At 62.5% G+C, this 19,570-nt stretch carries 15 protein-coding genes; 9 read left to right on the top strand and 6 right to left on the bottom strand.

The annotated features are described in order from the left end of the window. Positions 1-7 precede the first annotated feature (7 nt). Together fmt and ABD842_RS04720 are read left to right on the top strand one after the other, a co-directional pair. Entirely contained in the window at positions 8-955 is a 948-nt protein-coding gene (fmt, locus tag ABD842_RS04725) for a methionyl-tRNA formyltransferase (protein ID WP_345110769.1), read from the top strand. Beyond that, a complete protein-coding gene (locus ABD842_RS04720) occupies positions 952-1,437 on the top strand; it encodes a dihydrofolate reductase (RefSeq protein ID WP_345110766.1) in 486 nt (161 codons plus the stop codon). Before fmt ends, ABD842_RS04720 begins: the two co-directional genes overlap by 4 nt. 94 nt (positions 1,438-1,531) lie before the next feature. Here the strand turns inward: ABD842_RS04720 and porU2 are convergent, their stop codons facing one another. Both porU2 and ABD842_RS04710 read right to left on the bottom strand, forming a co-directional pair. Next, positions 1,532-6,745 (bottom strand): putative type IX secretion system sortase PorU2, encoded by a 5,214-nt coding sequence (gene porU2 / locus ABD842_RS04715; RefSeq protein ID WP_345110763.1) that lies wholly within the window; start codon positions 6,743-6,745, stop codon positions 1,532-1,534. A gap of 75 nt (positions 6,746-6,820) precedes the next feature. Continuing rightward, the gene (locus ABD842_RS04710) at positions 6,821-7,930 is read right to left on the bottom strand and encodes a putative type IX sorting system protein PorV2 (RefSeq protein ID WP_345110761.1); all 1,110 of its coding nucleotides are present in this window, start codon (positions 7,928-7,930) and stop codon (positions 6,821-6,823) included. Positions 7,931-8,247: 317 nt separating this feature from the next. Here ABD842_RS04710 and ABD842_RS04705 point away from each other — a divergent pair, with 317 nt between their 5' ends. Both ABD842_RS04705 and ABD842_RS04700 read left to right on the top strand, forming a co-directional pair. Beyond that, complete coding sequence (locus tag ABD842_RS04705; RefSeq protein ID WP_345110758.1) at positions 8,248-8,610, top strand: PadR family transcriptional regulator; 363 nt, start codon at positions 8,248-8,250, stop codon at positions 8,608-8,610. Positions 8,611-8,661: 51 nt separating this feature from the next. Beyond that, positions 8,662-11,370 carry a GIN domain-containing protein gene (locus ABD842_RS04700; protein WP_345110755.1) on the top strand — a complete coding sequence of 903 codons (2,709 nt, stop codon included), beginning with the start codon at positions 8,662-8,664 and terminating at the stop codon, positions 11,368-11,370. Positions 11,371-11,572: 202 nt separating this feature from the next. Here the strand turns inward: ABD842_RS04700 and ABD842_RS04695 are convergent, their stop codons facing one another. The 3 genes from ABD842_RS04695 to mce form a co-directional block, all read right to left on the bottom strand. Then, on the bottom strand, positions 11,573-13,006 hold the full coding sequence (locus ABD842_RS04695) for a CCA tRNA nucleotidyltransferase (RefSeq protein WP_345110753.1): 1,434 nt from the start codon (positions 13,004-13,006) through the stop codon (positions 11,573-11,575). 64 nt (positions 13,007-13,070) lie between these two features. Next, complete coding sequence (locus tag ABD842_RS04690; protein ID WP_345110750.1) at positions 13,071-13,652, bottom strand: L-threonylcarbamoyladenylate synthase; 582 nt, start codon at positions 13,650-13,652, stop codon at positions 13,071-13,073. Next, the gene (gene mce, locus ABD842_RS04685; protein WP_345110747.1) at positions 13,645-14,064 is read right to left on the bottom strand and encodes a methylmalonyl-CoA epimerase; all 420 of its coding nucleotides are present in this window, start codon (positions 14,062-14,064) and stop codon (positions 13,645-13,647) included. Before mce ends, ABD842_RS04690 begins: the two co-directional genes overlap by 8 nt. Before the next feature lie 165 nt (positions 14,065-14,229). Between mce and ABD842_RS04680 the strand changes: the two genes are divergently transcribed. The 4 genes from ABD842_RS04680 to ABD842_RS04665 all read left to right on the top strand — a co-directional run bounded on the left by ABD842_RS04680 (position 14,230) and on the right by ABD842_RS04665 (position 16,872). Next, on the top strand, positions 14,230-15,444 hold the full coding sequence (locus tag ABD842_RS04680; protein WP_345110745.1) for an IscS subfamily cysteine desulfurase: 1,215 nt from the start codon (positions 14,230-14,232) through the stop codon (positions 15,442-15,444). A gap of 95 nt (positions 15,445-15,539) precedes the next feature. Beyond that, positions 15,540-15,956 carry a Fe-S cluster assembly scaffold IscU gene (gene iscU, locus ABD842_RS04675; protein ID WP_345110743.1) on the top strand — a complete coding sequence of 139 codons (417 nt, stop codon included), beginning with the start codon at positions 15,540-15,542 and terminating at the stop codon, positions 15,954-15,956. A 79-nt stretch (positions 15,957-16,035) separates the two neighbouring features. Continuing rightward, entirely contained in the window at positions 16,036-16,434 is a 399-nt protein-coding gene (locus tag ABD842_RS04670) for a hypothetical protein (protein WP_345110740.1), read from the top strand. Positions 16,435-16,545: 111 nt separating this feature from the next. Beyond that, entirely contained in the window at positions 16,546-16,872 is a 327-nt protein-coding gene (locus ABD842_RS04665; RefSeq protein WP_345110737.1) for a HesB/IscA family protein, read from the top strand. 81 nt (positions 16,873-16,953) lie between these two features. Here ABD842_RS04665 and ABD842_RS04660 read toward each other — a convergent pair whose 3' ends face one another. Next, positions 16,954-18,231, bottom strand: coding sequence for a T9SS type A sorting domain-containing protein (locus ABD842_RS04660; RefSeq protein ID WP_345110734.1), 1,278 nt, complete (start codon positions 18,229-18,231; stop codon positions 16,954-16,956). A 559-nt stretch (positions 18,232-18,790) separates the two neighbouring features. Between ABD842_RS04660 and ABD842_RS04655 the strand changes: the two genes are divergently transcribed. Beyond that, the gene (locus tag ABD842_RS04655) at positions 18,791-19,486 is read left to right on the top strand and encodes a hypothetical protein (protein WP_345110731.1); all 696 of its coding nucleotides are present in this window, start codon (positions 18,791-18,793) and stop codon (positions 19,484-19,486) included. Positions 19,487-19,570 lie beyond the last annotated feature (84 nt).

Raw genomic sequence — 19,570 nt, 5'->3', positions numbered from 1 at the left:
TCCTTCTATGACTGCACTTCGCATCATCTTCATGGGCACCCCCGAATTCGCGGTGCCGACGCTGCAATCTTTGCTTTCCTGGCCCGGCTGCGAGGTAGTGGCCGTCCTTACCGCTCCCGACAAGCCCGCCGGCCGCGGGCAGCAGTTGGCCGAGTCGGCGGTGAAAAAGGCTGCCGGGGCCCACGGCATCCCGGTGCTGCAGCCCACCAACCTGAAGGCCCCGGAGTTTCAGGCCGAGCTGCGCAGCTACGCGGCCGACCTGCAGGTGGTTGTGGCGTTCCGGATGCTGCCCGAGGCGGTGTGGGACATGCCCCGGCTGGGCTCCATCAACATCCACGCCTCCCTGCTGCCCCAGTACCGGGGCGCGGCGCCCATCAACTGGGCGCTGATTCAGGGCGAAAAGCAGACCGGCGTCACCTCGTTTTTTCTGCAGCACGAAATTGACACCGGCAACCTGATTTTCCAGGACGTGGTCGATATTGCCGACGAAGACGATTTCGGCTCTTTGTATCAAAAGCTGCAGGCGGCCGGGGCGGCCCTGGCCTTGCGCAGCGTGCAGGCCATTGCGGCCGGCACGGCCCCCAGCGTGCCCCAGGTGCCGAGTGCGGAGCTGCAGGCGGCCCCCAAAATTCAGAAGGAAACCGGCCGCCTCGACGTGCAGCAGCCCGCCCGGGCGCTGGCCAACCGGGTGCGGGGTTTGTCGCCGGTGCCTACGGCCTTCACCGAGCTGCCCGACGGCCGCACCCTGAAGATCTTCCGCGCCGCCCTGGTGCCCGCCGATGCCGGCCCCGCCGGCTCCTGGCATACCGACGCCAAAACCTACCTGCGCCTGCAAACTGCCGCCGGCCAGCTCGAGCTGCTCGACGTGCAGCTCGAAGGCAAAAAGCGCATGCCGCTGGCCGACTTCCTGCGCGGCTTCAACGCCAGCCTCCTCACTTCTTCCACTCCCGCATGATTGCCATCGTAGTAGCCACCGCCCAGAACGGCGTGATTGGGCGCGACAACCAGCTGATCTGGCACCTGCCCGCCGACCTGAAGCATTTCAAGCAGCTCACCACCGGCCACCCCATCGTGATGGGCCGACGCACTTTCGACGCCATTGGCCGGCCTCTGCCCAACCGGATCAACATTGTGGTGACGCGGCAGGCCGACTGGGCCGCCCCGGGCTGCGAGGTGGCCTACTCGGTGCCGGTGGCGCTGGAGCTGGCCGCTACGTTCGGGGAGGATATCTTCGTTATCGGCGGCGGCGAAATCTACCGGCAGGCCCTGCCCGCGGCCGATGTGGTCTACCTGACCGAAGTGCACCACGACTTTGAAGGCGACGCCACTTTTCCCGAGCTTTCCCCGCTGGAATGGCGGGAGGAAAACCGGGAGCGGCACGAGCCCGATGCCCAGCACGCCTACGCCTTCAGCTTCGTGACCTTGCGCCGCCGCTAGCCAACTGGCCAACTGGCCAAGGCAAGGAAGTGGTTGAAAGCACAACGAGGCCGCTGAATCAGCGGCCTCGTTGTGCGTCAGGCGCAGGCAGGGTTTAGCGCAGCAGCACCAGCTTGCCCCACTCGTTCTTGAAGGATTTGTCGCCGGCCGTTTTGCGGCGCTCAAACTGGTTGGTCGGGTCGTCCATCACCACCCGGTACAGGTAGGTGCCGTTGGCCAGCCGGTCGCCGTACTCGTCGGTGCCGTCCCAGGCGTACTTGGTGACGTTGTTGCCAATGCGGAGCAACCCCATTTCCTCCATCATAATCTGGCGCACTACCTTGCCGGTCAGCGTCATGATCTGGATTTTCAGGTTGCGCGGCAGCTCCGAGCCGGTGAGGGTAAAGACAAACTGCGCCTTGCTGGTAATCGGGTTCGGGTAGGGGTAAATATGAGTGATGGAAGAGGTGTTGATGACCTCAAACGATATCGAGTACTTTTCCCCCGTGGTAGCCTGGGCGTTGCTGGCGTCCCGGCCCTGCACCTCCAGCCGGTAGATGCCATCGGCCAGGGGGGCGTCTTTCCCGGGCTGGTACTCCAGGCGCGCGGTGCCCTTGGTCGAGTCGGCAATGAAGAAGATGTTGCTGCCGTTCATGTCGACGCGCACCTGGGTGCCGTCGGGCTTGAAGAGCACGACGTCGAAGGCCGCTTCCTTCTTGATGGGGCGCAGCCGGTTATCGTCGGTCATCAGTACGGTGATGAGGGGCATGGGCCGCACAATGTCGCCGTTGAGGATGTGCTCCCCGTCGAAGACCACGTCCAGCACCGGTGGCAGGTTGGTGTTTTCCAACCGGAAAGCGGGCAGCGTGAGCACGTTGTTGAAGTAAAACAGCTCGGGCAGGCGTACTCCGCTCTTATCCATGTTCATATCCACCTGCAGGCTGATGTCGCCGGTCAGGTCGCGCACATCGGCTACGGCCTCGAAGCGCAGGGCGCCGTTGGCCGCCACGTCGGGCACATTCACCTCCGTGATTCGCTCGGCCGTGGTAGTCCCCCCCGTGCTGCGCACGATAACGCGGGCTTTCAACGGCTTGCCGAAGGCAATGGGCGCCACGTTCTGAAACACCACCGGCACGCGCAGGAAGCCCGTGGCCGCCTGGGCCGTGAGCGTCGCCGCGTCGTAGGCCGCGGGCGTGCCGGCCAGTACCGAGTCGCGGCGCACCACGCCTTCGGGGTAGCCCTTGTAGGTTACCAGCAGCTGCTCAAGCTGCGGGGCCGTGCGGTTAAGCTCATCCCGCAGGGTCAGCTCCAGCCTCAGGTAAGGATACTGCGCGGCCGAAACTCCGCCCAGCGGGTATTCCCGGTTCGTCACGTTCGAGGCCACCACGCGCTCCACCTGCTGGGCGTCGATGGCAATAAGCTTGAGCGTGTAGCTGTCGGAAGGCTCCGTGCGGATGGTGTGGTAGAGCGTCGTCCATTCCTGGGCCGGTCCGATCAGCGTGGAAGTCAGCGTGCCGCTGGTGCTGAACGTAGTGATAGGGCTGCTCAGGCTGACCACCTGCTCGGTCCGGGTGCCTGGCAGGCTGGCGTCGTAGGTGCGCTCCTGAGCCGGGCGCGCGCCGGGGCCCTTCTGCCCCAGAAACAGGAACGGGTCACCATCCTGCAGCTGATTCACTTTCTGGGAGCCCAGGGCGGCCAGGGCCGCTTTCAGCGCCGGCGGAAACGACGCGAAGTTTACCCGGTTCACCGATACCAGCGCCACGTAAGCGCCGGCGGGCAGGTTGGTCAGCAGTGCCAGCAGCTGCTGCTGCCGGGCCGGGGAGTTGATGTTGTCGGTGGCGGAAGCAGCAAAGTGGTAAAACCGGTTCGGGGCGGTGCCGCAGGAGTCATACGGACCGCCGCCGACCGTGCGCAGGGGCTTCAGGGTCGGACCGTCAAACACGGAAACCAGAATATTGGGCGCACTCACGGCGCAGTTCAGCACCGACAGCTGATTGGTGCCCAGCTGCAGCCCGTAGGTGTTCTGGAAAGTTACCAGCGGTCCGCCGGTGGGCGTCTGCCCGGCGCCCTGGGTCCGCAGCGTCAGCGCTTGGCTGATGTCGCTGAAATTCCACTTGCCCGACGGAGCCGCCACGGCCAGGTTGGTCAGCTCGTCGCGCCGGAACTGCCCGTGGTGACTTTGCGACCAGCCGCCGGGGCTGCTGTTGACAACGCGGAAGGAACTGACGCTCCAGTTGTCGTTTTCGCCGGGGTCCAGCTTGGTTTTGAAGCGCATCCGCCAGTACCACACCACACTGTCGCGGCCGGCAACGGCGGCGGGCAGGCCCGGGCGCCAGTCAGCCACCAGCGGCGCCGTGATGGTGGTGCGCCGGATAAGGGGGCTGTTGAAGGTAGGCACCGTATCGACCTCGACCTCAAACGGGCGCGCCTCACGCAGCACGTTGGTCTGGCCCACCAGCCGCAGGTTGGTCGCGCTGACAATGCCGAACTCGGGCGGGTTGAGCAGCGTCAGCCCGGGCCGCACAAACACGAAGGTGGTCGTGGCCGTGTTGTTGCTTTCATTGGATTCGGCCACGCGGTTCTGGTAGTCCAGCATCACCGTGAACGTGTTGGTGCCGAAGGGGGCCCCCGAATTGCGGAGCGTCAGCGTGTAGGTCGTGTCGCTTGAAGACTGGCGCAGGCCGGCAAAGGTGTAGACCGTATCGGCGCGGATAGGAGTGACGTCGTACTTGCGGCGCACCGAAATGTCCAGCCGGTCAAACGTGAACTTGCCGGGGTTGCGCACCTTCACCAGCAGCTTAAACTGGGATGACGTCGACAGCAACGGCCCCGCCCCTACGGGCTGGATTTCCAGGGCCGGGGTGCCAAAGGTAAAGTCGGGCTGCGCGGGCGCGAAAAGGCGCAGGGCCGGGTCACCGTGCCAGACGGTGGTCATTAGGGTGGCCGTCAGGCTGTTGGGTGCCGAATTGCCCAGGCGCCGGGTTACTTCGTTCTGCGCTTCGGCAATCGGCTTGCCGTACCACTGCGGCTCATTGAGCAGCACCTTGTAGGTTTCGTCCTGGATGTCGGGCAGCTCCGAGTCGAAGCCGAAGCTGGTTTCGCTCAGCAGCCCGATCAGGCCCCGGTTGGGCGCCAGCAGCCACTCTTCCCCGTACGTGGAGCGCACCCCGGAAAAGGCGTTGGCCGCCGCGCAGCCGTAGGCTATCATCACCGGATACCGGCCCGCGTTGTTGTAGTCTTCAGGGCGGCCCAACTGAAAATCCAGGGTGGTAGGCGACCCGTGGCCGAAGTAGTTGATCAGGGCCAGCCCCGGGTTGAGCTCCCGGGAAATATCGAGTCCCGGCGGCAGCGCGACTTCGGTCCGGGAATACGTGTTAACCACTTTTCCGCCGAAGTAGGGCCGCTCGATGCGGCGCTTCACGCTGTCCATGTGCTCCCGGAATTTCACGAACTGGCTGGCATTGTCACCACCCGAGAGGTTCAGCGCGTGCTTGCGCCAGGCCAGACCAGGGGCATCCGCCTTGGCCAGGGTGTCTTCGTACTGCTTGAGCTTGTTGAGGTAGCTTTCGACGTGTTGCGGAGTCTGGGCCGACACGCGGCCGGTGACCATTTTGGCAACGTAGTTATTGTTGCGCCAGTCCGCGGTGAAGAAAATATCGGACGCCCCACGCGTACTCGTCGGCACCAGGTCGCGGATCTGCGGGGCATTGGGGCCCCCGAACGGGTCGCGGAAGTGGCTGGGCCGCTGCCGGTGGAAGAATATATGATGCCTCGTGCCCACGATACTGTCGATGGCTTCCCCGGGCTGCAGGCCTTTGCCCAGCAGCAGCAGCGACTTCGGCCGGCTGCTGGTGAGCATATACTGCGTGAAGTTCCGGATGGCCAGGGCGGACTTCTCACCGTAGTGAAACTGGTCGTAGAGCTGCTCGGTGGTTACAATCAGGGTCTGATAGGCCCCGCCTTTCAGGGAAGCCCGGTAATCGGCGTAGGCCTGCACGGGGTTGGCATAGCTGGCCGAAGGCCGGGCCAGCCGCTCACTGGTGACAATCAGGAAGTTCCAGCCTCCGGGGGAGATATTCGAAAACTGCGTCCGCCGGGCAGGTACCGGCACGATGGCCCGCGCTACGTCGGTCAGCCACAGGGTGCGCTGGATGCCGCCGGGCAGGGCGCCGGGAAACACATAGCCCCGGCGGCTGCCGCTTTCCGCCCGGCCTTCCACCCGCTGCACGTTGTAGGGGTCGGTTACGTCGAAGCCCCGCACGGTGGCGGGCACATTGTCCAGAGAGTAATAGGCCGGGGCGCTGCCCAGGGTCGAATCGTTGGTGAAGCGCAGGGCCGAACGGCTGGGGTTCCAGGCGCTGGTCCGGGCGTGATTGGCGCGGATGTAGCCCGTGCGCACCAGATTGACAGCCGCGCCCGTATGCTGGGTGTCGACTTCCAGAGAGAATCTTACAAAACCGTTGGCGGCGATGTCAGAAGGCAGAAACGTGTAGCGCAGCTTGCGCTGCTCGTAGTCGTTGAAGCTTACCTGCGGCCCTAGCTCCCGACGGGTGCCACCGGGCGGGAAAACCACCAAGGTAACCTTGTGCAGCCCTTTGCTGCCTCCCACTACCTGCACTTCTACCTGCGGCAGACGCCCGGAAAGCACCGTCTCCTGCAGTGAGTCGATGCCCAGCGACTGCGTGGGACCATCGTCGCTTTTTTGGCCGTAGGTAACGCCGAAGAATCCTTCCCCCGGTTCTCCCCAGGGCTGGTAGACATAGGCCTGCAGATCTACATCATTGTACCGGTCGCTCAGGACGAACTGCCGGCCCGCCCGCCAGTACGGGTGGGCGCCCCCAACGGGAGTTGGGTTGACTTCCTGCATGCGCCGGCGCCCTACGGCCGTGGGGGCCACGGTCAGGAAGTACGCCGCCGTGTCGGTGTAGAGGCTGTAGAGCTTTTGGTAGTGGTCGGCGCGGGTTCGGTACATCCCCTCGTCGAGGGCCCCGTCGTTGCGCTGCCCGTAAAACTCGATGAACGTGGACGGGTCCATGGTCGTGGCACTGCTGCCCCCCACGTAAATAGCCACTTCCCGCCCCCGCCGCCACAGCTGAAAGCGACTGGGGTCGGCATTGCTGATGCCGGCCCGGGTGAGGTAGGTATAGTCGAGGCGGTGCAGGCCGTCGCGGGTTACTTTGATCTTGTAGTACTGCTGGCTTGGCGCAATCCACTCGTTGCCGTACGGCCCCAGCTGGGCCACGGCCGCGTGCGCAGTTCCGAGCAGCAGCCCGAGCAGCACCAGGCAGTAGCGCAGCACCTGCTGCGGAGAATAGTAGCTTTTTTTCATAGAGGGTAATACGGGCCGTGGAAGCCAGGTTCCGGTACTACGGAAGTCAACTCCCACGGCCGCTTTTTGGTTGCTTTATTTCAAGCCGTAGCCCAACGATACGATAATGGAGTTGGTGTTGGAGCCGCCCTGCTTTTCCACGGCCAGCCGCGACAGCGCCATGTCCAGCCGCAGCCCGCTCAGGGCTACGCCCACGCCCAGCGTCGGCTGCCCGCGCCAGCCACCTTTGCCGTCGAAAGCCTGATCGGCCTCCATTTTCTGGAAGTTGCTGATGCCCCCGCGCAGAAACAGCAGGTCCTTGAAGCCGAGCTCCAGGCCCGCTTTAGGGTCGATGCTGACGGCCGAGCTCGAAACCAGCGTATTGCGCTGGCCATCGGTGGTCATCTCCAGGTCGGCGGCCACCAGGGCGGTGAGCTGGCCCGGCAGCTTGAAGGTGCGCCCCACGCCCAGCACGAAGCGGGGCAGGGTAATTTCGGTGCTGTTGGAAGGCACGGAGTCGTTCAGGGCCGCGACGCCCTTAAACTCATCGGCATTGATGGACCAGGAGTTGAACGTGGTGGTAATGTCGCGGGCCATCAGGCCCACGCGCCAGTTGCCTTTGTCGTACTGGGCACCGGCGTCGATGCCGAAGCCCCAGGCATTGGCGAAGCGGCCGTAGTTGCGGTAGATGACCTTGCCGTTGGCACCCACCTTTAGCCCTTCAATACCCGCAATTCTGCGCGCATACGACAGCAGCACCGCGTAGTCGGCCACCGAGAAGTACTGAATCTTGTCGTACTGGATGTAGCCGTACTCGTTGATCAGGTTCCGGGTATCGGCAATGTTGTCGACGCCGGTGCGAATCAGGCTGGCCCCGATGGCGCTCTGCTCGTCCAGCGGCATGGAAAAAGCCGCGTAGTCGTTTTTCACGATGCCCGAAAACAGCTCGGAGTGCATCAGCACGGCGTCGTACTTGTGCTTCTGGTTGAGCAGGCCGGCCGGATTCCAGTAGCCGGCAGTGGCATCGCCCACAATGCCGACCTGCACGCCGCCCATGCCCAGGGCACGCCCCCCTACCCCAATGTTGAGAAACTCATTGCTGTATTTGGGGGTCAGGTCTTTGGTTTGGGCGGCCGCGCCGGTGGTCAGGCCGAGGCTCAGGCCAGTGCTGGCCAGCAGAAAAACAAGTCGGGAGAAGTGGGCCATAGAATAGCGGGAGGAAGAATTGCGGTTGATCCGCAGGTCAAACGCAAGATACTTATTTATAGTGCGGCCGGATTGCGGCCGGGGAATCCCAAACGGCAGCTGCTCCCGGTAAGAAGGCGCCAGCAGCCTGAAATACAGCATTTTGAACCGGCAAGGCATCCTCCGGCGGGTTGCTTTTTCTTGGTTCCCCGGTGGGTGAGCTGCTCCGGCCGGCAGTCGAAGCGAACGACAAGCAAAAATATATTTCACTAGTACCTTGCGTCGCATAGTACCTTCTACTATCTTTGTTTCATTCTTCACCGATTTCTGCCAAGCCCATGAAAGTAGAGAACACCCAAGTGCAGATGCGGAAGGGCATCCTGGAGTTCTGCATCCTGGAAATCATTGCCCGGGGCGAGGTCTACGCGTCCGACATGCTGGAGGAGCTCACCGCCGCCCGCATGATCGTCGTGGAGGGCACGCTCTATCCGCTGCTCACGCGCCTCAAAAACGCCGGCCTGCTCGATTATACCTGGAAGGAATCTACCTCCGGGCCACCCCGCAAATACTACACCCTCACGGGCGTCGGGCAGGAGTTCCTGCACCAGCTGCGCCTGACCTGGGAGGAAGTATCGGACTCCATCCGCATTATCCGCCAGAAGCCTCACTACAATGGTCCCGACATCCCGTTTCCGCAGTAGCAGCCGGCCCGGTCCATTCCTTATGAGTCACTCTTGATTTGCAGTACTGAGATGAAAAAGAACATCAGCATCAACCTCCAGGGCCTTATCTTCCACATCGAAGAAGATGGCTACGATGTACTCAGCCGCTATCTGGCGGAGGTGAAGGCACATTTTTCCGGCTACCGGGGGCACGAGGAAATCGTGGCCGACATTGAGGGCCGCATCGCCGAGCTGTTTGCCGCCCGCACCTCGCCTACCAAGCAGATCATCACGCTGGAAGACGTTGAGGCCATGGTAACCAAAATGGGCCGGGTCCGCGACTTTCAGAGCGCCGATGAGGCCGACGAAGAAGAGGAAGCCCTGGCCGGCGGCCCCGCCGCCTACACCAGCTATGCCGATGGCGCCGCCGCCACTGCTGGTGCTGCTGCTGGTGCTGCCGACGCCGACGGGCAGCCCCGCCGCCTCACCCGCGACATGGCCAACCGCAAAATTGCGGGCGTCGCCGCCGGTATTGCCCGCTACTTCGCCGTCAATCCACTGTGGGTGCGCCTGGGCTTTTTACTGGGCCTGCTGACCCGGCCTTTGCTGCACAGCGTGTTTAACTTCGATAACAGCCACTTCCGCTTCGAGGGCTTTGACTTTGGCGGTATAGCGTTCCTGGTGTACGTAGTGCTCTGGATTGCCCTGCCCAAAAACTACAACGGCGTACCCGCCAACGAGGACCCCACCTTCCGCAAGCTCTTCCGCGACACCGACGCCGGCAAAGTCGGGGGCGTATCGGCCGGCCTGGCCGCCTACTTCAAAGTGGACGTGGTAGCTATCCGGATTGCGTTTCTGATCCTGCTCTTCGTCGGCGGCTCGGCCATTCCCATCTACATTATTCTCTGGATCCTGCTGCCCGAAGCCAAGACGGTATCGGACAAGATGCGCATGCGCGGCGACGCCGTGACTTTGTCGGGCATCGACAGCAGCCTGCGCAACAGCGCTTTTACAGATGAGCCCGGTGTAGCTGCCGGGAACGGCAACCGGCCCCTGGGCACTTTTCTGGAAGATCTGTTTCGCAACCTGCAGCCCCTGATCAACTTTATCGGCTCGGCCATCCGCATCTTCGCCGGGGCCATGCTGGTGCTCACCGGCTTATCCCTGCTCATCGGCTTCACCATTGCTCTGGCCGCTGGCCTGGGCTGGATTCCGGAGTCGCAGAACATGGTGCTGGGCGACGTGCCGGTGCATACGCTGCTGCATGGCCTGCCAGCCTGGTCAATCCTGGCCTTCTACGGAGCGGCCGCTATTCCGGCCCTGGCCCTGGTGCTGTCCGGTATCGGCCTGCTGCTGCGCCGTTCCATTATGACGCGCACCGTGGGGCTTTCCCTGCTGGGCCTGTGGCTGCTGAGCGTGGTGGGCTCCATTACCTCGGGGCTGCGCATTGCCCACAACTTCCAGAACTCCGGCGAGCAGGTGCAGGAGCAACGCTTCCCCGGCCTGACGGCCGCCCCTACCCTGTACCTGAACACCCGCCACGTCGACCGCGGCAATGAGCAGGAAGTGGAAATCCAGTTCGTAGCCGCCGACAGCGGGGCGGTGGTCAGCGTCGACAAGGCTTTTTCGGCCAAGGGCGTTACCGAGACGGAAGCGGCCCGCACCGCGGCCACCAGCATGAGCTACACCCTCCGGCAAGCCAACGACACCACCCTGCTCTTCGACGACCACTTCTCCTTTCTGCCCGGTACTTTCTACCGCGAACAGGAGCTGCGCCTGACCGTGCATCTGCCCCGCAACAAGACGTTCCGCCTCAGCCGCGACTTCGCCTACTGGATGGGCAGCGGTAACTTCGTGAACGACCAGCGCCCCGAGGAGCCCGAAAAGCACCTGTACCGCCTGCGCGACAACCAGCTGGAGTGCCTGGACTGCTCGGAGCAGGAGCTGCGCGGCGACGACTTCGACGAAGACAACATGGACAATGCCCCGGATACCGACGCTGACGCTGACAGCACCGATGAGGTGGTAGACGTGAACACCGGCGACGGCAACATGCGCATCCGCGTGAACACCGACGATGACGCGGATGGCAACGTGGGCGTGAGCATCGACGTGGATAAGTCGGACTTCTCGGCTGATCTGGCCCGCTACGGCTCCGGCCGCCGCAACTACTCCCTGCGCAACTTTCGCCGGATCGAAGCCAACGGGGCTTACCGGGTGCATGTGCGACAGGGCAGCGAGTTCCGGGTTGAAGCCGCCGGGTCAGACAATGACCTGCGCGAGCTGCGCGTGGAAACCGATGGTGACCAGCTCACGATTCGCTCGCGCCGCCGCAGTCTGTTTTCCGGCTTTGCGTTCCGCAACCACAAGCCCGTCCTTATCCGGGTGCAGATGCCTGAGCTGCACGAACTGGAGCTCACCGGGGCCTGCCGTGGCAACGTAGCCGGGTTTGAAGGCCACGCCCTACACGTATCCCAGAGCGGCTTGAGCAGTGCCCAGCTCAACGTGAACGTGCCCCGTCTCAACCTTGACCTGAGCGGAGCCGCGCGCAGCGACCTGCGGGGCAGCGCCAACCAGCTGAGCGTGGACGGCACGGGGGCCTGCCAGATCAATGCCCTGGCGCTGCCGGTCCAGCAGGCCGACTTCGATCTATCTGGCAGCAGCAAGGCCAAAGTGCGCGTAGCGGAGCGCCTGCGCGCCGAGCTGAGCGGGGCCAGCCAGCTGCAGTATGCGGGCCAGCCCGGCAGCGTTCAGAAAGACGTGTCCGGCTCTTCCCGCGTGTCGCGCCTGAAGGAATAAAGTAACGTCGGCTTATTATTCCGGCGCTATATCTGGCAACCTATCTCACTGGTATTTACGTAAGCCGATATAGCACTGCCTGCCAGCGGCTTCAGCCCTTCCCTCCGAAGCGCTGGACAGCTTACAGGAATTAAACAGCGAAGACCGGGCAACCCTGGGGTCCCGGTCCTCATCTCTTGAGAGTACAAGCGAGAATTTGGGTTCACGTACTGGTGAGTGAAAGGTGGCCCGGAGGAAGACCCTTTGCCTGACCCTGCTGCAACAGGAAGGCAAAGGCTTCCTCGAACTCGTTTCTGATTTTCCCGTCCAGAATAGCTTCGAGCACCGCGTTTTTCAGCTCGCCTACTTCCTTCGACGGCTTCAACCCGAAGGTTTCCATGATGACTTCCCCCGTAATAACGGGCCTGAAGTTGCGCAGATGGTCCTTCTCCTCAACTTCCTTCAGCTTCTCCTCGACCACGCCGAAGTTGCGTAGGTAGCGCTCCTTGCGCTGGTGGTCTTTGCTGGTAATGTCGGCCCGGCACAGCAGCATCAGCCGGTCAATGTCGTCGCCGGTTTCGAACAGCAGCCGGCGCAACGCCGAGTCGGTCACGGTTTCCTTGACTAGGGCAATGGGCCGCAGGTGCAGCCGCACGAGCTTCTGCACCTGCCGCATCTCCTCGCCCAGGGGCAGCTTCAGGTCCGTAAAGATCTGGGGTACCCAGCGGGCGCCCTTGTCCTCGTGCCCGTGGAAAGTCCAGCCCACGTTCGGGAAGTAGCGCTTGGTGGCGGGCTTGGCAATGTCGTGCAGAATGGCGGCCCAGCGCAGCCACAGGTCGCCGCCGGCGTCCACCACGTTGTCGAGCACCTGCAGCGTGTGGTAGAAATTATCCTTGTGAGCGTGCTTGCCCACTTTTTCTACCCCGTACAGCAGCGCCATCTTCGGAAAAATCAGCTGCAGCAGGCCGCTCTGAAACAGCAGCTTGAAGCCGTAGCTGGGCTTGGCAGCCAGAATAATCTTGTTCAGCTCGTCGGTAATCCGCTCCTGCGACACGATTTTGATGCGGTCCTTATTGCGGGCAATGGCGTCGTAAGTGTCGGGCTCGATGTCGAAGTTGAGCTGGGTGGCAAAGCGCACGGCCCGCATCATGCGCAGCGGGTCGTCGGAAAACGTGATGTCCGGATCGAGCGGCGTGCGGATGATTCGGCGCTGCAGGTCGCCCATGCCGTCGTAGCGGTCCACCAGGGCGCCAAAATCCTGCGGGTTCAGACTCAGCCCCAGGGCGTTGATGGTAAAGTCGCGGCGGGCCAAGTCCTCTTCCAAGGTGCCGGCTTCCACCTCGGGCTTGCGGCTTTCGGCACGGTAGCTTTCCTTGCGGGCTCCTACAAATTCCAGCTCCACGGTTTCGGTGGGCAGCATGGCCGTGCCGAAGTTCTTGAATACTGTCACCCGCGGCCGGCCCGGCAGCTTGCGTCCCACGGCCTGCGCCAGCTTGATTCCGTCGCCCACGCACACCACGTCCACGTCCTTGCTCGGCCGCTGCAACACCAGGTCCCGCACGAATCCGCCAATGACGTAGGCGGGGTAGCCCAGCTCGCCGGCGGCCTCAGCAATAGTGCGGAACAACGGATTTTCGGGAAGCTGCGGAGTACTCATAAATGCAATGCGGAAAGCCAGACGGCCGCAAAGGTAACGCCCCCGCTGCTCATTGCGCGGCTAATTACTTCCGCACCACTTCCAGCCCGCCATCCGCCAGCACCCGCACTACCCGGGAAGGCACCGCGGCCGTCGTGTCATCCTGCCGCCAACTCACCACGTAGTCGGCGCCGCGCACGATGGCCGCCGCCACGTCCTTATAGATGGCCGCCGTGGGCTCCCCGCTGAGATTGGCCGAAGTCGACACCAGCCCGTGGCCCAGGCGCCGCACCACTTTGTGGCTGAACTCATCGGTGCTCACCACCCGCAGCCCGATGGTGCCGTCGGGGGCCAGCAGGTTGGGAGCCAGGTGGCGGCTGCCGGGTACAATGTAGGTCGTGGGCCGCTCCTGCCCGGCCAGCAGCGCCGCCAGGTTCGGGGGCACCACGGCAGCGTACTTGGCAAACATGGCCTCGTCGGCGACCAGCACAATGCAGGCTTTGTCGGCCGGCCGCTGCTTGAGCTGGTAGAGGCGCTCCACGGCCGGGGGTACTTCCGCATCGCAGCCCAGCCCCCACACGGTGTCCGTAGGGTACAGAATTACCTGTTGCAGCAGCAGCGCATCGACGGCCGCATCTACTTCCTGGCGAAAAAAATTGCTATTCATGGTCGGGAGCAGAAATGGATTGGCAAAGCTCCACCAATACGCCGGCGGCGCTTTTGGGGTGAATAAAGCATACCAGCTTGTTGTCGGCACCGCGCTTGGGCTCTTCATTCAGCACAACGAAGCCAGCGGCCCGCAGCCGCGTCATTTCCGCCCGGATATCATCGACCTCGAAGGCCACGTGGTGAATACCCTCGGGCTTTTTGCTCAGGTACTTCGTAATGGCGCTGTCGGGGGTGGTACCGGCCAGCAGCTCAAGCTTGGCGCCGCCCACCTGAAAAAAGACGGTATCGACGCCCTCACTGGCCACGTGCTCCTTCTTATAGGGAGCCTGTCCGAGCAGAGTGGTGTAGAGGGCGGTGGCAGCGTCCAGGTCGTGGACGGCCAGGCCCAGGTGTTCGAGGTTAGTGAGCATGAAAGTTAGGGCGGGAAGCTGGTGGGTCTTATTTGGAATATATCTACTTTTGCGGGAGCAAAGTAAAACCTGTTTATCGGTTTTCATGTTCTACCTGCGAATGATTCTCCCCTGAGATTCGCACGGTTTTCTTCTGGTCTTTCGCTGATTTACATACTTCGAGCCATGCTCAAGCTCCCTATCTACCTCGACAACAACGCCACCACGCCGCTCGATCCGCGCGTACTGGAGGCCATGATGCCGTATCTGACCGAGGTATTCGGCAATGCCGCCTCGCGCAATCACCCTTTCGGCTGGGCCGCCGAGGAAGGCGTTGACTACGCCCGCGAGCAGATTTCTGCCCTCATCAACTGCGACCCCAAGGAAATCATCTTCACTTCGGGCGCTACCGAATCCGACAACCTCGGCATCAAGGGCGTCTTCGAGATGTATTCGCAGAAAGGCAACCACATCATCACCACTACCACCGAGCACAAAGCCGTGCTCGACACGTGCAAGCACCTCGAAAAGCTGGGGGGCCGCGTCACGTACCTGCCCGTCGACTCCGAAGGCCTCATCAGCCTGGCGGATCTGGAAGCGGCCATGACGCCCGAAACCATTCTGGTGACCATCATGTATGGCAACAACGAAACCGGCACCATTCAGCCGATTCGGGAAATTACCGCCATTGCCCACAAGCACGGCGCGCTGTTTATGACCGACGGCACCCAGGCCGTGGGCAAGATTCCGGTCGACGTTATTGCCGATGGTATCGACCTGATGGCCTTCACGGCCCACAAGATGTACGGACCCAAAGGCGTGGGCGCACTGTATGTGCGGCGCAAGAACCCGCGGGTAAAGGTGACGGCCCAGATGGACGGTGGCGGCCACGAGCGCGGCATGCGCTCCGGTACGCTGAACGTGCCCGGTATCGTGGGCCTGGGCAAAGCCTGCGAGCTGGCCCGCCTGGAAATGGCCGCCGACACGGCCCGCCTGAGCGTGATGCGCGACCGGCTGGAAAAGGAGCTGCTGACGCTGGAGGAAAGCTACGTGAACGGCTCCCGCGAGCACCGGCTGCCCCACGTGGCCAACATTTCCTTTAAGTACGTGGAAGGCGAAGGCCTGATGATGGGCGTGAAAGATTTGGCGGTATCGTCGGGCTCGGCCTGTACGTCGGCTTCGCTGGAGCCTTCGTACGTACTCAAGGCCCTGGGCCTGAGCGACGATCTGGCCCACAGCTCCCTGCGCTTCGGCCTGAGCCGCTTCACCACCGACGAGCAGATCGACTACGCCATTGGCCACGTAGTAGAAGCCGTGACCAAGCTGCGCGAGATGTCGCCGCTGTGGGAGATGTTCAAGGAAGGCATCGACCTCGACAAGATCGAGTGGGCTGAACACTGATTCAATTAAAGATGAAGAATTAGCCTTTTTGCTTGTTCTGCGCATTTGGGGCTTCTCGTTTTTAATTCTTAATTCTTAATTCTTTTCCAAAAGCCATGGCTTACTCCGATAAGGTAATTGACCACTACAGCAACCCCCGCAACGTGGGTACGCTGGACAAAAGCAAGAAGAACGTCGGCACCGGCCTGGTGGGAGCCCCGGAGTGCGGCGACGTGATGCGCCTGCAGATTGAGGTGGACGAAGCCACCAACACCATCATCGACGCCAAATTCAAGACGTTCGGCTGCGGCTCGGCCATTGCTTCCTCTTCCCTCGCTACCGAGTGGCTGAAAGGCAAAACCGTGGATGAGGCCCTGGCCATCGACAACATGGAGATTGTGGAAGAGCTGGCGTTGCCGCCGGTAAAGATTCACTGCTCGGTGCTGGCCGAAGACGCCATCAAGTCGGCCATTAACGACTACCGCGCTAAGAACGGCCTGGCCGTGCTGGAAGAAATTAAGAGCCACCACTAATCAGTTGCCGGTTTCGTGTTACCGGTTGCCAGCTTGTTCTGGTGGCAGCACGAACTGGCAACACGACACTGGCAACCGCATGCAAGACCTCCACGTCGAAAGCAGCCGGATCCAGCAGCTGATTGAGAGTCAGCTGGGCCTGGGTCCGGGCAACCTGCTGTTCGAGTTCCGGCAGCTCGATGGCCGGGTGCGGCTCGACCTGATAACGGTGAACCCGCGCCACCACCAGAGCTTTCTGCTGCGCTACGAGGAAGGCCACGACAAGCTCGACGCCCTGCGCCGGATGCTGGTCTACGTGAAGGAGTTTCGCGATACGGAAAGCTCCTTCACCATTCAGTGGCGCGCCCTGGGGGAGCGGGAGCTGCAAACCTCCTACTTCCGCGCCCACAACGCTTACGAAGCCCTCGACAAGCTTTACTACGGCCGCGACCTGACCACCATCACCGTGTTTAGCGTCGTGCTGAATCCCTCCTCTTAGTTGTTGGGGTCTTGGGATCTTGGAGTCTTGGTTTTTTGTTCTACCAGCCCCAATCTGAACCAGAACGCAAGCTAAGACCCCAAGTACCCAAGACCCTAAGACCCCAAATCCATGATTACCGTTTCTGATAAAGCCAAAGACAAAGTCGAAAAGCTCATGCACGATGCGGAGCTGGATGCTACCTACCGGCTGCGGGCCTCGGTGGCCGGCGGCGGCTGCTCGGGCCTGTCGTACAAGCTGGACTTCGACAACGAGGTGAAGCCGATGGACCAGGAATTTGAGGACAAGGGCGTGCGCGTAGTAGTGGACATGAAAAGCTTCCTCTACCTGGCCGGCACCGAGCTCAACTTCTCCGACGGCCTCAACGGCAAGGGCTTCTACTTCGACAACCCCAACGCCTCCCGCACCTGCGGCTGCGGCGACAGCTTCTCGGTGTAGCCCAACCAATATTTCACAAAAAAGCCTCGTCTGCTGGCAGACGAGGCTTTTTTGTGGCCCTGAAGTGGCGCCGGCCGGGCGTTAGTCGCGACGCAGGAAGCGCTGCACCAGCTGGCCCCGGCCCGTGCCGACTTTGAGGATGTAGCTGCCCGCGGGCAGCTTGACGACTTCCACTACCCCATTGGCCGGCACGCTGCCCTGCAGCACGCGCTGGCCCAGGCTGCTGAGCACCTGATAGGGCTGGCCAACGGCACTCATGGGCAGGTTCAGCCGGTCGTAGGTGGGGCTGGGGTACGCCAGCACCGCGTTGTCGTCCGCCACAGCCCGCACCGGGGAGAAGCTGAACGTACCATCCGTATCGACCTGGCGCAGGCGGTAGTAGCGCAGGCCGGCCAGGGCTTCCTGGTCGGTGAAGGTGTAGGCGCTGACTTTGGTGGCGTTACCCTGACCGCGCACCGTGCCGATGGTTTTGAACTCGTGGCCGTCGGAGCTGCGCTGCACGTCGAAGTGGTCGTTGTTTTTCTCGCTGGCCGTGGCCCAGTTCAGCAGCACGGCACCCCTCTGGCGCATAGCCTCGAACGTGGTCAGCTCGACCGGCAGCGGGCCGCCGCTGCCTACCCGCACGTCATCAATGAAGATGGCCGTCTTCGCATCGGCCGAAAGGAAAATCTGGATCTGCACCGAGGTGATGGCCGGCCCGAAATTAATCCGGACGTTGGAATAGCCTATGCCGTTAGGAGGTACTGCCTTGGTATTTCCAATCAGGTCATTGGGCGAAGTGACAACTGTCGCAGTGGCGGGCGGCGCATTTACGGCGCCCGCGGGCTGGGCGGTACCAGTGGCATTAAAGTCAAACACGGAGCCGTTGTTCAGCCCGCGCACCTGCAGGGTGCTAGTAAATGTAGCAGAGCCGTTGTAGGCGACCCGCACAAATACCCCGTTCACAGCCGAATTGTCGATTCCCCCGTTGTTGTTGGTGGCAAAAGAGGCCAGGCGGAACGTCAGGTAGTTGCCGCTCGTCACCGGGAAGATTACTTCGTCAAACGTCAGGGTCGCCGTCTCGGTACCACCGCCTTGGTTGTTCACCACTCCGTAGCCAGAAGTTCCTTCGGAGAATACGTTGGCCGTCACAGGAGCTACGTTCGCGTTGTTGGCCGAGGTGGCCTGAAACAGCGTACCCGAGTACGGACGAGCATTCGCGGTGGCGCCGGTGGCGGTGTAAACCAGCTGCGTTCGGGTACCAACGGGGTTCTGATTAGCTCCGGGCTCAAACGTCTGCTGCAGGTAGGATTGGCTCCAACCCATCATTGGCGTAAGAAGCAGCGCGGAAAGCAGAGTTGCGGCAATAGGGTTTTTCATGGTTGGATCTGTATCTGTGGTGCAAGGCTCAAATTTGGGTGGCAAAGCGCGGTAACCCCGGGTAAAATAAAGGTATTACTGCCGAGAAAACTCTATTTCCTGCCGCTCATACACGCTAAGATAAGTAATGTTTAACTTAGAATTAAAGAATTGCTATACCCTTATACTAACAGACCGGTGGTATCAGGGCGGGCGCCTTGGGCCGGGGGTTCTGCCGCCTGACAACCCATGACCCCGGGCAGCCAGACGCTACCCACCTACCTGCAACAGCGCCCCCCTTAACTGCAACCCTCCGCGCACGACCTGCGAAGCCCCGCGCACGGTCTACAACGATCCGCACACGACCTGCAAAGCCTCGCGTATGGCCTGCAAAGCCTCCCGTACGACCTGCAAAGCCCCGCGCATGGACTACAAAACCCCGCGCACGGGGTGCGGAGCTTCCCACACGCCCTGCCGAGCCTCGCGCATGGCCTGCTGTACTTCGGGCACTACTACGGTAGTCGGAATCTGCAATCTTTCTGTACCTTATCCCGCATCAGTTCCCTAACCTATCTATCTTATGAAGAACGATTTGATTGAGGCGCGCCTGCGGCGCGACACCGACCTGCTGGCGTTTCTGACCGAGCGCCGCGCCGACTACCCCGACCTGGAGGACGATGTGGCCCCGCTGCGCAGTCAGCTCAGCCAGAACCTGGAGCGGGCCCAGACGCTGGCGGCGGAGGTACTCACGGCCGACCTGGACCACAACACCGAGCGCAAGCGCGGTACCCGCAACCAGCTCACGGCCCTGCTCAGGCGGCTGGTAGTGGCCCTGCGGGCCGACGCCACCGCCAAGTCCGACACCCGCCTGCTGGCCCTGGCCGGCCAGCCCGGCCAGCTGCCCCGCCTCACCACGTCGTCGTATCAGGAGGAGGCCCGCCGCCTGCTCAGCCTGGCCCCGGAGCGCAGCGCGGCCCTGGCCAAGCGGCGCTTTCTGCCCGCCCACTACACCCAGGCCCAGGCCCTGCTGCAGGAGCTGCGCTCGGCCGGCACCGAAGGCCGCCTCAACGACACCACCGGCAGTGCCGGCCGCCAGGGGCTCGAACGCCTCATCAAGGACGATGCCCGGCTGCTGGACAGCATCACCGCGCTGCTGGCCGTGTATGAGCAGGATGAGCCCGACTTCTGGCACGCCTACCAGGCCGCGGCCCGGGTGGTGCGCCGCGGCGGTGGCCCCGGCCCCGACACGCCCCCACCGGCCAAGCCCGCAGCCTAAGGGCAAATCAGCCCACCATGCAGACAAAGACCGTCAGGCAGAGGTGGAGCCGAAGCATCTGGCGGGCTGACGCAGGAGTACTAT

This window comes from Hymenobacter algoricola, assembly GCF_039539525.1.
In the GTDB taxonomy this organism is placed as follows: Bacteria; Bacteroidota; Bacteroidia; order Cytophagales; family Hymenobacteraceae; genus Hymenobacter; species Hymenobacter algoricola.
Note: the sequence above shows the minus strand (reverse complement) of the source record. Positions and strands in the feature narration are given on the sequence as shown.